This is a genomic window from Furfurilactobacillus curtus, assembly GCF_045862785.1.
In the GTDB taxonomy this organism is placed as follows: domain Bacteria; phylum Bacillota; class Bacilli; order Lactobacillales; family Lactobacillaceae; genus Furfurilactobacillus; species Furfurilactobacillus curtus.
In genome coordinates this window covers 80731-96365 of the sequence record NZ_BQXO01000002.1, presented here as the reverse complement: position 1 = coordinate 96365, position 15635 = coordinate 80731, and the positions used below count along the sequence as shown (strand labels likewise).

Annotated in this window: 13 protein-coding genes and 1 tRNA gene; 2 read left to right on the top strand and 12 right to left on the bottom strand. The window is 42.3% G+C overall.

Annotated elements, in window-relative coordinates:
- Nucleotides 1-6 precede the first annotated feature (6 nt).
- The 5 genes from ACKTR2_RS03540 to ACKTR2_RS03520 form a co-directional block, all read right to left on the bottom strand.
- Nucleotides 7-930, bottom strand: coding sequence for a two-component system regulatory protein YycI (locus tag ACKTR2_RS03540; RefSeq protein ID WP_407882646.1), 924 nt, complete (start codon nt 928-930; stop codon nt 7-9).
- Between the two features lie 47 nt (nt 931-977).
- On the bottom strand, nt 978-2297 hold the full coding sequence (locus ACKTR2_RS03535; protein ID WP_407882645.1) for a YycH family regulatory protein: 1320 nt from the start codon (nt 2295-2297) through the stop codon (nt 978-980).
- A complete protein-coding gene (walK, locus tag ACKTR2_RS03530) occupies nt 2287-4146 on the bottom strand; it encodes a cell wall metabolism sensor histidine kinase WalK (protein WP_407882644.1) in 1860 nt (619 codons plus the stop codon). The genes ACKTR2_RS03535 and walK overlap by 11 nt, the downstream gene beginning before the upstream one ends.
- Before the next feature lie 26 nt (nt 4147-4172).
- Nucleotides 4173-4883 (bottom strand): response regulator YycF, encoded by a 711-nt coding sequence (gene yycF / locus ACKTR2_RS03525; RefSeq protein WP_407882643.1) that lies wholly within the window; start codon nt 4881-4883, stop codon nt 4173-4175.
- A gap of 133 nt (nt 4884-5016) precedes the next feature.
- Nucleotides 5017-6006 (bottom strand): helix-turn-helix domain-containing protein, encoded by a 990-nt coding sequence (locus tag ACKTR2_RS03520; RefSeq protein WP_407882642.1) that lies wholly within the window; start codon nt 6004-6006, stop codon nt 5017-5019.
- Between the two features lie 138 nt (nt 6007-6144).
- Between ACKTR2_RS03520 and ACKTR2_RS03515 the strand changes: the two genes are divergently transcribed.
- Both ACKTR2_RS03515 and ACKTR2_RS03510 read left to right on the top strand, forming a co-directional pair.
- Nucleotides 6145-6564, top strand: coding sequence for a hypothetical protein (locus tag ACKTR2_RS03515; RefSeq protein ID WP_407882641.1), 420 nt, complete (start codon nt 6145-6147; stop codon nt 6562-6564).
- Between the two features lie 135 nt (nt 6565-6699).
- Nucleotides 6700-6772 (top strand) — tRNA-Lys (locus tag ACKTR2_RS03510).
- A 521-nt stretch (nt 6773-7293) separates the two neighbouring features.
- Here ACKTR2_RS03510 and ACKTR2_RS03505 read toward each other — a convergent pair.
- The 7 genes from ACKTR2_RS03505 to ACKTR2_RS03475 form a co-directional block, all read right to left on the bottom strand.
- Nucleotides 7294-8739, bottom strand: coding sequence for a helix-turn-helix domain-containing protein (locus ACKTR2_RS03505; protein WP_407882640.1), 1446 nt, complete (start codon nt 8737-8739; stop codon nt 7294-7296).
- Between the two features lie 53 nt (nt 8740-8792).
- Nucleotides 8793-9617, bottom strand: a complete 825-nt coding sequence (locus ACKTR2_RS03500) for a WxL protein peptidoglycan domain-containing protein (RefSeq protein WP_407882639.1) — start codon at nt 9615-9617, stop codon at nt 8793-8795.
- 19 nt (nt 9618-9636) lie between these two features.
- Nucleotides 9637-11613 carry a hypothetical protein gene (locus tag ACKTR2_RS03495; protein WP_407882638.1) on the bottom strand — a complete coding sequence of 659 codons (1977 nt, stop codon included), beginning with the start codon at nt 11611-11613 and terminating at the stop codon, nt 9637-9639.
- A gap of 7 nt (nt 11614-11620) precedes the next feature.
- Nucleotides 11621-12670 carry a DUF916 and DUF3324 domain-containing protein gene (locus ACKTR2_RS03490; RefSeq protein WP_407882637.1) on the bottom strand — a complete coding sequence of 350 codons (1050 nt, stop codon included), beginning with the start codon at nt 12668-12670 and terminating at the stop codon, nt 11621-11623.
- An 82-nt stretch (nt 12671-12752) separates the two neighbouring features.
- Nucleotides 12753-13442, bottom strand: coding sequence for a WxL domain-containing protein (locus tag ACKTR2_RS03485; RefSeq protein WP_407882636.1), 690 nt, complete (start codon nt 13440-13442; stop codon nt 12753-12755).
- A gap of 311 nt (nt 13443-13753) precedes the next feature.
- Nucleotides 13754-14404: a YoaK family protein gene (locus ACKTR2_RS03480; protein WP_407882635.1), complete on the bottom strand. Its 651-nt coding sequence runs from the start codon at nt 14402-14404 to the stop codon at nt 13754-13756.
- A 66-nt stretch (nt 14405-14470) separates the two neighbouring features.
- Entirely contained in the window at nt 14471-15631 is a 1161-nt protein-coding gene (locus ACKTR2_RS03475) for an LCP family protein (RefSeq protein WP_407882634.1), read from the bottom strand.
- Nucleotides 15632-15635 lie beyond the last annotated feature (4 nt).

Sequence of the window (15635 nt, the reverse complement as noted above, 5' to 3'; positions counted from 1 at the left end):
CTTTTTTTAATCTCCTACAGAACTAACGTCAACATTACTTTGGTCAACAGTCGGTGACTGAGAATTATCCGAGCTTACACGACTATTAACCGCTCCATTTCCATTCGTCACCGCCGTTGTTGAATCCGTCGACTTCATCACCGCACCAGTGAAGGCATTGACCCGCTTAATAACAACATTGTTTGTACTCTTAGAACGTAACGCGATAAACCACGTTGGCACATACACATTATTATCGGAAACGCGTAATAATCGGGAATAAGCCAATCGCGACCAAACAACTCGACTATTATTCGGTAATTCATTGTACTGGTACAGCCAGATTAGCGCTTTTTGCTGACTAATAGTGGTGGTTTTTTCGCGTAATGGTTCTACGTTACTAACGTAGGATTGTGTATAGCCGATGACTTGGTTCTTATCCCCTACCCGAAAACGTAGTTGACCTGAGGGTGCCATAATTGTGCCAGAGGGGACAACTTGAACGTAGACGACCTCATTTGCTGCCACGCGAGACAGTTCCGGGCTATAAACATAATCATTGCCCGCTGTGACGTTAGAGCCACTTTTAATGAAACGATTGAGTTGAGTTTGCGGTGATTTAGGATTAATGACCAATGTTTGATGTAAGGTACTGGTCATTTCAGTTGATGTAAACCGATACTCTTGGTAGGTCAAATTTTGCGCACCAGTTCTTAACCGCGCCAAGCCTGTCTTACCGGAGACATAGTAGCCTTGGGCCTCTTTATTTGACAACGTACTAAAGGTAATGCCATCACCACGCATTTCCCGTAAAATCGTCGTCGCAGAATTCGCATTTCGCGGTGAGGTTTCCTTCACCGTCGCATCGCTTTGCTGCCATGAAATTAATAAAAAGATATCAATCGCAATAAACGCAATTAAAAATATCCATTGAATGCGGCGAAAGTTCATGTTGAATTCCTTCCCTTAACAGTCTCACTGATCTTCAGCTAGCAAAATTACTCACCTAGTAAATCTGTATAAACTTGCCACTTGCCGGCCACATAGACATAGTAGGTTGGCTGTAAATCCACGACTTGATTTGAATCAGAATTACTCTCCCATTGATAGCCCAAGACAATGTCTTTAACTTTGCTTGCCGGCGTTCCAGCCGCCGCAAGTTGGCTCATGACCGTGAGCGTGCTCGGTAATGTCACGCGACTCGTGGAGTCTGTCGGTAACGGCACTTGTAAGTTCGTCAATGTAAAGTTAATTTCTTGCGTGCCAGCATGATCGTGTTTAACCTGGACAGCTCCAAAATCTGTCTGGTTAAAGATGGGGAACCCTTCAACAAAAGAGCGATAGGTCACTTGATGACCGTTATGTTCATTATCAAAATAGCGAATCGTATCTAACGGTAGGCCCGTTTTAGACAAACCATTAAAGCTCTTGATTAAGTTATTCCCTAAATCTCGGGTCATCTTTTGATTGGCATTATAGTCTTCAAATTGAACAGCACCCGTTTTATTGGTGACAGTCATCCGCTTATACGTGCCCGCTAAGTAAATCGTATGGCCTGTCGTGCGATGAACGGTCACAGACGTGGACTCGCCAGTATTAAGTAACGATGTGACAAAAAAACTAGCACTCTGTTTGCCAACCAAGTAACTGTAGCGCGGTATGCGCACCGAGTTCTCATAGTAGGTTAACGTATGATCATTAGCAGCGTGTTCGGTCACGCGATACCGTTGATTGGCCTTGCTCAATAACTGACGAATCTGGCTTAATGCCTGCTTTCGAACATGAATTTGATAGATCGATTGATTATCGTCGTTCAATAAATACAGGCTTCCAGCAGCGTGCGTTGAAAAAATAATTCGCGAAAATTTGGCGGTTGGCGACATCAATAACTTTTGTCCATAAGAGCGGTTAAAAATCCCTCGCCCAATATTATCCGCATACACAAGTTGCACCATTCCATGACGATTTAACAGCCTTTGATAAGCACTCACATCACCTTGGCTAATCTTTCGAAAGTCACTCATTTGCCACTTTTCAACGACACTTTTTAGTGACGTCACTAAATTAATCTTCGGATTGTAGACCGTTTCTGATTGACCTTGCTGGTTGGTCACAACCACTTGGGTTGGCAAAAAAATATCATCAATGGCTCTTGTCGTCACTGTTGAGTGTGTCGACCCCGTACTAGCAGCGCCATTCAAGCGTGTGCGATCGTAGCGCGCCGGATTGGTCCAAATCAAAAAGGATAATATAATACTAATAATCACTAACAAAAATAAGGCAACCGGTAAACTGCCTGAACGAATTTTATTCCACATCCCAGTCATCCTCCTCAAACTGCTCGAATGGCAATGAAATATAGAACGTCGATCCCTTGCCTTCAGTACTGTCGACCCAGATACGTCCACCTAACATCTGAATCACCTCTTTAGAGATGGCTAACCCTAAACCTGTGCCCCCCTGAGCCCGAGATCGCGCCTTATCGACACGGTAAAAACGATCGAAGATGTGGGTCAGATCTTTCCGTGGAATCCCTAATCCTTGATCAGAAATACTCATGATGACTTGATTATGCGTTTCTAGCAAACGGCAAGTAATGATACCACCATCAGGAGAATACTTAATCGCGTTATTCATCAAATTATCGACCACTTGAGTAAACCGATCGGTATCAATCTCAACCCAAAGATCCTTATCAGTGAAGTCTCGTTCAATTTGGTAGTGCTTTTGATGATGCGGGCTATCTTCATTCTTGAGCATCATCTCAAATCGATTCAAGATGTAATTAAATAGCTCATTTAGGTTAACAGTTTCCAATTCCAGCTTGGTGGTGCCTGAGTCCATGCGACTCAATGCCAATAGATCATTGACCATCCGAATCATTCGCTCAGTTTCGTCTTGTGCCACTTTCAAAAAATTCGGTGCCACTTTAGGATCTTGCCATGCCCCATCAACCAATGCGTCAATATACGAATTGACGGAAGTTAACGGCGTCCGCAATTCGTGTGACACGTTAGAAACAAACTGCTTGCGGTCTTGATCTTCCTTTTGCTGTTCAGTGACATCATGGAGCACACAGACCAAACCAGAGATAAAACCTGATTCACGTTGAATGAGCGAGAAAGTGGCATGTAAAATCAAATCACGACCTTCTTCAGACAAATCCAAAGAAACCTCATCTTGGCTCTCTAAAAGCTCGCGCAACGTATATTGGTCACGAATATGCAACAAATCCAAAATGGATGCGTTTTCTGCCTCATCTTCTTCAACATTCAAGAACTCACGGGCAGCTGAATTGATGATGTTGACAGTTCCGCGTCGGTCAGTGGCGATCACGCCATCACTCATATGAGCGAGCACGGAGTCCAACCGACGACGCTCGGCCTCCGTTGATTCTTGTGCCTCTTCGACCCGGACCGACAAATTGTTAACGGCGCTGGCTAACTGGCCTAATTCGTCTGTCCCGTAGACGCGAACCTGACCAGAATAGTCCCCCTGAGCGATTTGAACGGTTTGACGTTTCATTTCGTCGATTGGTCTTGTTATTGCCCGGGAAATAACAATGGACATAAATAACCCTAAGACGATGGCGATTAGTGCCGCCGATAAGTAGATCAACGTGATATTATTGATGTTTTCATAAACGCCTTCCAACGAAGCACGAATATACAAAACACCCACTAAATTATTTCCGTTACTACCAGACGAATTCAATAACGGTACGATTGAAATATAATAACGATTATTATCTCGCGTATCATAAATATCGCGTTGATAAGATCGGTTATTATAGATAGCGTTCTTTACGTTGCTATCCGTCGTTTTTTGGCCAACAATCGTTTGATCATTGATATTACTCGTACCACGGACCGTTCCTTTATTGTCAATCACGCGAATTTCGGTAATGTTCGCATTGTTCACATCTGATAAAATGCTTCTAATTCGCGAATTTGCCGACGTTGTATTACTGCGAATTAATTGATCCGATAGCGAATTATCAATATAAGCAGGTAGCTGAATTTGTTGTTTGAAATTACTCAAATTCTGCTGCTCTAATTGACGTACGAAAAAAGCCCCGACGATTTCAAGCGTAATCAATAACATCAGGGCAAATACAAGCGCAATTTTAAAATTAATTGATTGAAAAAAACGAATCTTCTTATTCACAATCAGAAGAGCTCCTCAATTTCTGATTAGTCAGTTTCCGGGTTTCTCAGGTAGTAACCTACCCCACGACGCGTAACTAACCACGATGGATGACTAGGTGTATCTTCGACCTTTTCCCGTAACCGCCGCATCGTCACATCAACGGTCCGCACGTCACCGAAGTAATCATATCCCCAGACTGTCTGTAGTAAATGTTCACGTGTCATCACTTGTCCAATGTGCTGCGCTAAATAATAAAGCAATTCAAACTCACGGTGAGTCAGTTCAATATCATCACCACGTTTAGACACCATATAAGCATCTGGATCGATTTTTAAATCACCGACCTCAATCGTGTTTGACTCCGATTCAGCAGCTGCAGAATTCTTAACTACAGTATCTTGACGACGTAGATTTGCTTTCACTCGCGCAACTAACTCGCGATTCGAAAATGGTTTTGTCACATAGTCATCTGCGCCTAATTCGAGTCCCAACACTTTATCGATTTCTGAATCTTTGGCGGTCACCATAATGATCGGCGTCGTATATTTAGTCCGAACCCGGCGCGCAACTTCTAAGCCATCGATTTTAGGTAACATCAAATCAAGCAGGATCAAATCGGGTTGCTCTTCATCAACCTTTTCAATGGCTTCTTCGCCATCAGCAGCGGTTACAACGTCGTATCCTTCTTTTTCCAAATTAAATTTAATGATATCGGAAATGGGTTTCTCATCATCGACTACTAAAATTTTACTCATGCAAATTCCCCTCCAACAGGGTCTGTAATTGATTTTAATTCACGGCCAACGCCGTAATGTAACTTACGGCAACTTTCTACATTATATCACAGACATGCAGCTTCACGTTGAGGGCCGGTATCGGCTGAGTCCACTAGCAATGTTCCTGTTGATATTGTTTCGGTGATTCACCCGTTATTTGCCGAAAAACTTTCGCAAAATGGCTCTGATCACTGAAATGTAAGTCATAGGCGACATCCATGATCGACTGTTTTCCCAATAACTGTTTGGCCAAAAGCACCTTGCGTTGCAAAATATATTGCTTCAATGTCCATCCCGTCTGCTGATGAAAATGGCGTGAGAGATAATCCTTTGAGCGTCCTAGTCGAGTCGCAATGTCAGCAACGGTTAGGCGTGTCATCAAATGATGGTCGACATCTTCACTGATCCGATTAATCAGTTGATCACCATGCTGACTTAAATCTCCTTCTGCCATCATGTTTAACTCATCAAACAGCGCCTCTTGTACCTGTTTGATTACTAGCTGGTCCCGTTGTATACGTTGCCACCAGTGTGCTACTTTATTGGTATAGCGCTGGATGGGCGCACCATTCTCCAATTGCCGGCCAAAGACCAATCCGACAAGAAAAGACAATCCAATCGTTTGTTGTCGCCCCTTCGTCACTTTATCCCACTGGCGAGCCATTACTTGCTTAACCATTCCCCAATCTCGCTGACTAATCGCCATTAACAGGTGATAAAGTGGTTGGGTATTTTTTTGACGTTCAGCGACCACTATCGATCGCATTAGAATTGGAATCGACCCTAGGAGCGCCACATACAGACAAAGTGCACTCAAACGCAATTGTGCCAACTTCATATTTGAAATTGCGATCCCACATAAGATCCGTTGCTCGCTTAAACGAAAACAAAATCCATGTCGATGTGTCGTCGAACTCTCCAGCAACACCACTTGTCGACCTACAACCTTTTTTGGTGCCTCCTTTAAAAAACCCCAAGCAACCTCATCCAACTCGATCCCCGCTAACTGCCCCTTGATTTGACCATGCCCATCAATTTCAACTAGCTGGATGGTCATTAAGCGACCCAGTTCACCTTCAATTATTGCCCGTCGATCTTTCATCAAGTTTTCTCCCCAAAATGTCGCCTTTTTACCAATTAGTCGGTTTTTTCCTCGTTTGCAACTAGTGAACCACTTAAACTGTAATCATTAAATAAACCATGCCATTAATTGCTTGCTGATCGTTTAAGGGGGTCAAAAATGATGTTTGACACTAAAAAGATTCACGCGCAAAACAAACTTAACCACGTCATGGTTCACAAAACCGTTAAGCACTACTTCGATTCATTGAATCAACCTGTTCACGCAAACTTCGTCACTGATTTCTTCTGCGAAGAATCTTATATTCGTTTTGAGCATCAAGAACGCGCTGGGCGTGCTGCAATTTTAGAGTTACTACAATCTAACCAGCTTAACCGAATCCAATCACTAACGGATCTGAGCATCGATATTCCTTCATTAGACCTCGTTGCTTTAGTTCACGGTCACGTGATGATTGAAACGGAAAATCATTTAACTGAACCCTATACATTTACGATGACACTGGTTTCTGATCGTTTAGTTTGTGATCGTTACAATAACCAGTGGCTGATTCATCGTCTCAACTATCAACCTATGTAAAATCTTGTGAGTACCACTGCATGCGTCCCTCAAACAACTTATTTAGTCAATCAATTAGATGACGTGAAATTTTTTTGAAAAAGTTATTGTCAGCCTTGGGGAGCGTATGATACTATATACAAGTTGAATTGATATGGATCGCTAGCTCAGCTGGCAGAGCAACGGACTCTTAATCCGTGGGTCCAGGGTTCGATCCCCTGGCGATCCATCAAAGACGATTAACCAGTTTTCACGATGCGATAAAACGCCGTGATTACTGGTTTTTTTTGTACATTAAATAAATCATCGTTGAGTTTTATTGAAATTCATCAAAATAAAACTAAGTATCGCTAGGTTAAAAAATAGACAATTGCGCACAAAAACAAAGGTGTAACCAAACTGGGCACACCTTCGCTCAATTGTTTGCCTTTCCTGATATAACGTCATTGGAAAAGGCAAATCAATTCACTTAAAAATTCACTCTATCCGCTGAACTTAAATGTTGCTGGGAAAGGTACTCGCTAATTTTGGTTAGTCTTTTTGATGTCTTGGAATCTCCAACAAAAATTAGCATCCAACTCTTAGCCAAGACATACGAGAATACATTAGCCCGCATTATACTCCGCAAACACTTTAGACTGGGCGTGATTCATGTCCTCCATTTTTTGAAACTGGTTCATGTATCAATCAGATCACCCCAACATTGAGCATATTTATCTGCTTCATTGCAACGTCACCCAATATTGTTGATTACATCTTAAAAAGTTTGGTTAAGTATTTGTCGATAAATATGTCGTTAACAATTTCTGGGACTTCGTCTAAGTCAGTCACATGTCCCTTAAATTCAACCAGTTCCGTGGACAAATTTTCTTGGTCAACAATCTGTTTATCCGTCACCACTAAGTCACAGGCAGCCCCATCTGACCAATCCTGAAGTAATTTAACTTGTGCACCTAATTGTGTGAATAAATGAATCAAATCCAACACATAGCTTAATACCAACGTAGCTGAATATTTTTTAACGAATATTCCAATCGTAATTTCCACATTTAGATTAGCTAATTTATATAAGAACAAATCCGTATATAAACTAATGATGATCTTCGTCGATGGTCGCGATAAACTCGATTTTGGCAAGACGTAAGTCGTTAGCGCCTGCTCAATTGCCTGAAACGTTTCTTCTAATAATTTACGTGGATACCGCTGATAGACATCAGTAACGTAAGCCTCAATTCCACCAGGAACATAGTAATAAAAGGTAATGATCTGCAAAACCGCTTTAGACACTTCAGCCGGTCCTGACTTCCGATAAAATAACGTTCGCATCGTTTGATTGACATTTTGCGTAATTTTTTTAATATGCCGTTCGCAAAATGCTTGCCATTGATCTAAAACAGGGTTATCAACACTAACTAGCCGCGAAATGATGAAAACTGTCAGAATTTCCGTGGCCTCAATCGGTTGATCCGCTGTGTGTAAATTCCCGGCGATTTGAAGCTGACTCATCAATTGATTCATCGGCGATAACCACGGAATCGGTCGATGCTTTTCATAATGATCTCGATCAAATCGCTTTAAAACTTTAAGGAAAAGGCCTAGCCGACCCGTTTTAATCTTTGTCGCCGGTTCATTAACCAACGCCAAACACGCTACTGCCCATTGCCGTTCATCATTCGTAACAGCTATTTCTGTTACGTTATCACTGGCCGTTAACAACAAGTCATATAACTCGTAAAATAGAAAAACTTGCTGACTTAATGGCCCAATTAAATTTTTTTGATGAATGACTAAGCCTAAACTAGATAAGGTCTTGTTTAATTGTTGGACCTGACGATAATACTCAGTCTTACTCAAAAATAATCGGGTATAAACATTCGTTTTTGTTTGTTCACAATGGAACATCGCGTTTAAAACGATAAATTTTGTTGAACGTCGCATGAGAAATGCCAACGACTTATTAAGGTTAACAATATCAGCTTTGTTTTTTAAAAAAACATGATGCACGCTTTGCTCCAGTGACCAACCCTGATCGCCAAACGTATGATTGATCTGAACAATCAGCCGGTTAATCGTTTGACTACTACATCGCATTGTTTCGCTGAGAACCCGTTTATCAGTGATGCCTTTTAAAACAATTGCTTTTAACAGGGTCATCATTTTTTGGTCCTGTTTACTTAATAACTCTGTAAACTGCATCCGGCACCTCCAACAATTTTTTTAGCCGTGATGGCTTTATTTTCAATCGAGTTTTACTTACATCCCCATTCGTGAATCTTAGCCAATGTGCGGTGGCCTTTCGTTAAGGTTACAACCATCGATTCATGACCCGCTGCCCCCTTCTTCCCTAGAGGAACCTGCCATTTAGTTAGCGGAGCCATACTAAAATCACGTTGCCGATACAATATCCGTCCATGAGTACGGGTCCGAATTGTCAAGGTTACATGGCTGATAATTCGCGCTTTAGCATTAACAACGATCAATTGCCGTACACCATGTTTAACCGGCGTTCTCATTCGCAGATTAAGCCGCCGATTCTTCCATAAAATGTGACTGTAAGATAGCTCAATACTTTTAAGATACGTAACGCGATTTCGCACTAATTCATTTGAATGAACCGTGCCAGAAACAGCCAGTGCTCCTAAATAAGTTCCATGTCGATATTTTGGCGCTTTCAAATGAAACGTCACGATTTGATTTCCATGGGCCTTAACTTTAATTTGCTTACTAGTCGGACCGATGATAAAACGACGAAAGCTGTTTTGCTTGCCTAATTTTCCTGTAGATCGGTTATGGTACGTAATCGTCCCCTTTGCGCTAGTTGCTGATCCAAGCAAACGCGCATTAACAACTAACTGATGTTTCCCGTTATTATGAATGAGCGCAGTAACCTGATACTCATGCCCACCTTTCACGAAGAGTGAATAATAATCCGTAACGCTTCGCTTTTGTGGTAGGCCATATTGAAGCGGCATCACACTAAACGAGTCTTTTCCAGCCGCAGTAACAACATAATTTCCCACAAATAGCATTACCGTTATTAACGTCAAGCAAGTCACAATGAACCTAATGCGCATTTTACTCACCTTTAAGCAACTAATCACCGGAGCGAACGGTCCAGTCAAGCGTGGTTTGGAATTGACCTGTCGTATTCGGCATTTGATTCAAAATCAATTGAAGTGCTTTCCCCTGATGACCATTCCAAACGAGGTTAGGCAGTGCCCCGCGGCTTTTTTCGACAATTAATGGGTCTGCGGTCAAAGGTGTTAATTCGCCAGTAACTGCGGGCGCTAACAAGCGGGCATTCAAGGCTTCTTGCGCGTTGTTATTGATAATTGGCGTTACTTGAGATAACTCTAACTGGGCTGCCGTTTTTTTAAGCCGATTATCAACCACTTTTACGACTGGATTAGGTACCTCATGGAGGCTATAGCGACCGGCGGAAAAAACATTGCCAAAATTAAGCATTTTGGCGGGCTCGATTTGAATACCGGAGAATGACCACCCAACATAGGCACTACTCTTATGAACCGGCGAGATGTAATGTTGAGCAAACAAAATGTAATCATTGCTAATTGAAGCATCCAATTTAATGGCAGGATCTCCATCTGGATCGGTTGTTAAGTGTTTCAATAGCTCTGGATCATTGACATCTAGTTTGCCTGAAAAGCTAATTTTGATCACCCGGTTCATCAAAGCACTAGGTACTCGAGCAACTAATTGATACTTCCCATCGGCGACTGTGATATTAAACTGTCCTGTAAGATCGGTACCAGTCGTGACATCATTAATTGTGATGCCATTTTCTTTTATATTAGCCAAGGGGGGTAAATCACCCGTTAACTTAAATGCATTAAGCGCAGCAGAACTGGGTTGGTTGGGCAATGTTTGAATGGCATCCCAGCTGATTTTAAATTGCTGATCTTTGTTTTTATTATCTACGCCGGTTATTTCAGGGTCTGGTAAATCAACAGGCGATATCGCTGCTGGAAATAGACTCGTATAGGCAACATCCAGTGAGACGTAACTACTTGGCTTTTGAATAATCATGTAGTAAATCCCGTCTTTATCGGTTGTAAATTGTTCTGAAAATCGTGATGTTGCTTGTGTACTATCACCAGTACCGCGATTAGCAGTAATATACAGAGCTCCCGTCTCGTTGTAAGCCTTGGCATCATAAAATAAAATCTTACTGTCTGCTGGACCTCGACCACCGTCATACTGATTCATATTCATAACACTAAATTTATTCCAAGAAAGCGCCCCATACGTCCAAGTTCCTGAAACCTGAACCGGTGTATTCGTCCCCGCCTTCACGAATTGAACCGTATTTACATAGCTCGCGCCGCTCTTAAGCCCCCCACCAAATGTGCTTTGAAATAGGAACTTATCTGGCACATGCCAACCAGCGGTGAATGTATACATCGTTGCATTACGAATCGTTTTATCGCTTCGAGAAGCCAAAATCGTGTAAATCATATCTAGCTCTTGACCCTTGTAATATCCAATGTGCGTCACCCGCATCGCGTAAGGACCCGGATATGCCGGCGAAATCCCATTTGGTAGCTGCATACCCGTCTTTTCATCATAATAACGGGTGTCCTTAGTCAATAACGGCGTAAATGCATTCTTACCAGGAACTGCCACGTTATTTGATTGAATACTTGGTACCTGACTGACTCCATCCACGAATACTGGTTGAAAATCGGACCACGCATGTTCGCCAACATTTTTTAGCTGAGTTTGTGCACCCACATCACGTTTGACCCGCGACTTAGCTTCGTTTTGCGATTGTCGCGGCTGTGTTTCAAGATTAGAACTAAGGTCCGCTAATGGATCCTTAACGAGGCTAGACTTTGAATCACCGCTAATTAAATCATCCGACGTGCCTGTACCACTTGTTTGACTCATGGAAGTTTCGGTGGCCTGCTCTTTCGCAAAAATCGTTGTCGTGATTGACAGTCCGACTAACCCAGCCGTTAATAAATTCAAGATAACAATTACTGTCTTATCAAACATTGACTTTGTGAATTTCATATTGATTTCACCTGACTTCATCATTACAAAGTTCATTCGTGCGCTACCCCTGGCGATTACCTGACTGTTCACGCTGCCGACGTCGATAAACCAGCACAATAATTAATAGCAACAGCAGGAGTAATAATCCCAAAAGAATGTACTTTACTGATGGGTGTGCCTGATTGTAGTAACCTAATGAATCACGCCACGTAATGTGAAAATCCCGTTCTAAGTGCCATCGACCATTGACCGCTTTAGCATCGATTCGTAAACGATAAGTACCAGGTAAAATGCTTTTATTCTGCCAATGATTGGTGAATGAAAAGTTGGAATTAGGCGCCATTTCGTAATTCTTGACATGTGTCTGGCCAACCTTTTTACCATCTTTTTTCCGATTGATAGTTGAATCGATTTTCATGCCGCTAATAATGGCTGGTCGCAGATTGTGTAAAACACTTTTTACGACGATTTTTTGACGTAATTTAGACGGCTTTTTAATTGAACCTAACCGTAATTTTGGTCGAGCAGTTTGCTGCTGCTCTTTTAAAACAACTGGCATGGCGTAAGCAAAACGATTGTTAATCGTGATGCCTTTATGCCGATCATGGCCTTTTTTAGCAAGCACTTGAACGTAAAAACCACCAACAACGACGCCTTCAAAGCGACGTTTAGGCACTTTAACCGTAAAGGTTAGGTATTGGACTTTTCTAGGAGTCAGTTTACGTCGCTGGCTTTTCTCTACCACTAAATGACTAAACGGCTGCTTCAATGTTTTATCTGCCGGAATTCGCTGGCGATCCAGAGAAATAATGCCAGCATCATTTGTATAAGCTGTTCGCGGGATAACTTTAATTGTTTGCTCACGATTAGCTAAATTGATTACTTTTAGCGTTAATTTCTGCCTTTGCCGCGGAACCACGTGCACATCGAAAATGTTATTTTTCATCAGTTGGTTTTGGGGATAAACAGGGGCCAACGCAAGATTAATTCCTGGGTCAGTCTGGGTATCCGCTCGCGCAACGATCACCTGACATAACATTGCTAAGGCAAGGATCAATAGGCCATATACTTTGTGTAAATTAATTGCTTGATAATGCCCCCCAATTTCCATAACTCGTCTCCATATTAGGTCATTAAATTTAACAAAAAGGGAATTGCTGTTAACAACAATCCCCCTAAGACAGGTAATTACCTTAATTACTTTCCGCAGTGACGGCTGCGTTTAACGTCCAAGTAATTGGTGCACTATATTGACCAGTTGGAATGTTTCCAGGCATATCTAAGCTGGCTGTTTGTGGTTTGTCGTAGTAAACCAACGTGGAGTTACTCCCTCTACCCTCGTTTGCTTGGATAACCGTTTGAGCCATATTGTTAGAAATCAGCGACGGTGTAAGCAATGATGGCATACCATTACCGGTATTCCGCCCATTTTTCTGTTTCAAATTAATCTGCCAGTCATTTCCGCCAGCAAATTTAGGATCTTGTGACGTAAATTTATCAACTGCAGCAGTTAACTTCCACGTATGCCCCTCACCTTTAGCACCAGGCGTCCGTGAATCAGTGACTTTTAACAACCCAGCGTTATTCCCGTCATCATCAATAATTCCTTGGTTACTAATCAATGGCAAGCCTTTAACCGGACTGGCTGTTTGAACCGTTCCACCGAAGTTCATATCTGGCACTGCTTCGAGGACCAGATACCCCGTCAAAACATTGACTACCGCATCAGACTTCCCCGTTGCCGTTCCTGTATCTCCATTCGGTTCTGTGTTGGCCTGCGCTGGCAAGTAATTGTCAGCCCGAGCTACATTAGTTCCTGTAACCCCCATCATTCCAAAACTAGAAAGTAACAACAACGTCGTAGCTAACTTTTTCGAAATCATAAACACCCTCCTTTCAATGAAGTTAGGCTAGCATAGATTTACCAACCTCACCATGCGCAGCAGGTTCCTCATTTTGAGACAAAAAACGCCACTTTATGGAAATTAATCAGTAAAATGTCGATCACAAATCAATTTGAAGCGCGCCCAATAATAAACAAATTGCGCAATAATTTATGATGAACAATTGACAATAAAGTAGCGATCATACGCAAATTGGTCTAGATGTTTTGAGCTATGCGGCCGTACTTAACCACGGATAATTTTGATAATCTGATCATCTTGGTCTAGTACCTGAAAAATTTAGACACCCCTCAAATCGTTGACCAAGCTACCGCAGTCAAGCCTAAAAATAAGCCGCCAATCCAGAAAGCCGCTAGTGAGCCACCACCAATCCATAACATTAATGACGCACTGATAGCGCCAAGAACAAAAAAGATCGTTAGTAATAAATAGCGTCCTAAATTTTGCAAGTTTGCCTTGCCGAATAGGAACAAAACGACTTCAGAAGCTAATCCTTTAATATTTCCTGACACATACAAATTGACATAACTCTGACCTTCCATCGTGTTAAACAGTGTCCACTGCATCGACACAACAAAAGCAATCACGGGTAGTACAAGGTGCAGGTGCAAAATCACCATTGGGAGCCCAACAATCCCAAATGTAATTGCTTCAATAACGAGCACGCTCAGATAAAATCGATCATCTTTCAATCGTTGTTCCACAAAGAGTCGGCACAAATTAGTAAAGACAACTCCGGCGAAAAAAGCGATTACTGCCGCAAATTTATAAATTGCCTGTGCAACATTACGGTTATATAGATCGTAAATACCGATAATCAAGTTGCCACTTTGCGCAACCGGAAAAGCATTGTATTTAATAAATGTAAATGCGTCCATCGCACCACCAATAAACGTCAAGAAAAGCCCAAATTCTCTTTTTGTGTGGAATTCCGTTTGCATTTACATCCCCCCTTTATTTCATTTACTACTCCCCCTCTTCCTGGTGGGAATCATTGGCGATGATATTCATCGAACACGGTAGTTCGTGCTTGTCTGATCCGATGCTCTGAAACCATTTTCAAGCTGCACTTCAATCGGTAATCGGCCTGTTTTGGTGTTACCAGCATGACCAACATAAGTATGGAGTTGCCCGTAAGCAGTATCTTCCTTCCTTTCGCTGGCGATCGTCTGAACTGTTTCATCAGTCGCGTAACGATAATGTCCGTTAGTTAAGAACGGTCGATCAGGTAGTGGCCGTCGCAGCCCAGCGGCGGCTTGTAATTCTTGAGCCACATGGTCCTGACTATCTGGATAAACTTCGACCATACTACGCCCACTCGTATCAAATGTTCGCCACTGGAAGGTCAGCCGCTTTATCTGATAATGTTGGAATGCTGCATGCTGCTTCATCAAGCTAACCAATTCGCTTTCAGTCAGGTTCGTTCGTAACTGCCCCTTTAAATCGTGCATGACTTGATTACCATGGGTCACGAGCTGTCCTTGATTTAATCGCTTAATCAATGCACATAAGACGGCTTGCTGTCGAAAACCACGATATTGATCATTATCCACATGCCGTTCTCTAGCGTATGCTAATGCTCTCGCACCACTCATTGGTTGCATTCCAGCCTTAAATTTAACCGGTCGGCCCCAATAACTTTGTCCAACGAAAGGTCGATCAACTTTCACTTTGAGCGGACCAACGTCATCAATCGCTTTAATAAAACCATCCCAGTTAACTGTAGTGTAATAATCGATTGGTAATTTCAAAAAGTGTTCCACTGTCGCTACTGCAGCGGCATCGCCACCATAGGTATATGCTGCCTCAATTCGCTGGTATCCATGATATTGTTGCGAATAAATCTTTGTAAAGGTATCCCGCAATAGGCTACATAACGTGATCGTTTTCGTATGTCGATTAACAACCGCCACCATCATGCCATCGGTACGCGTCGTTGAAAGCCGCCGTTTGCCACTATTGTCTAAACCGAGCAATAAAAATGTTGTCACTGACTGTTTGGCTAAAGGCTGGCGCCGTTCAATCACATTCTTTTCATGAAAAGAATGTAGCATCCGGAAAAATTGAATTCCTTCAACCGTAAAAGCAATGAGAATTAAACAGCAAAGCGTTATGACAAGCGTAATTAATCGCTTACGCCGTTGATTGTGCATTTGAAGGCGATTCATCTTT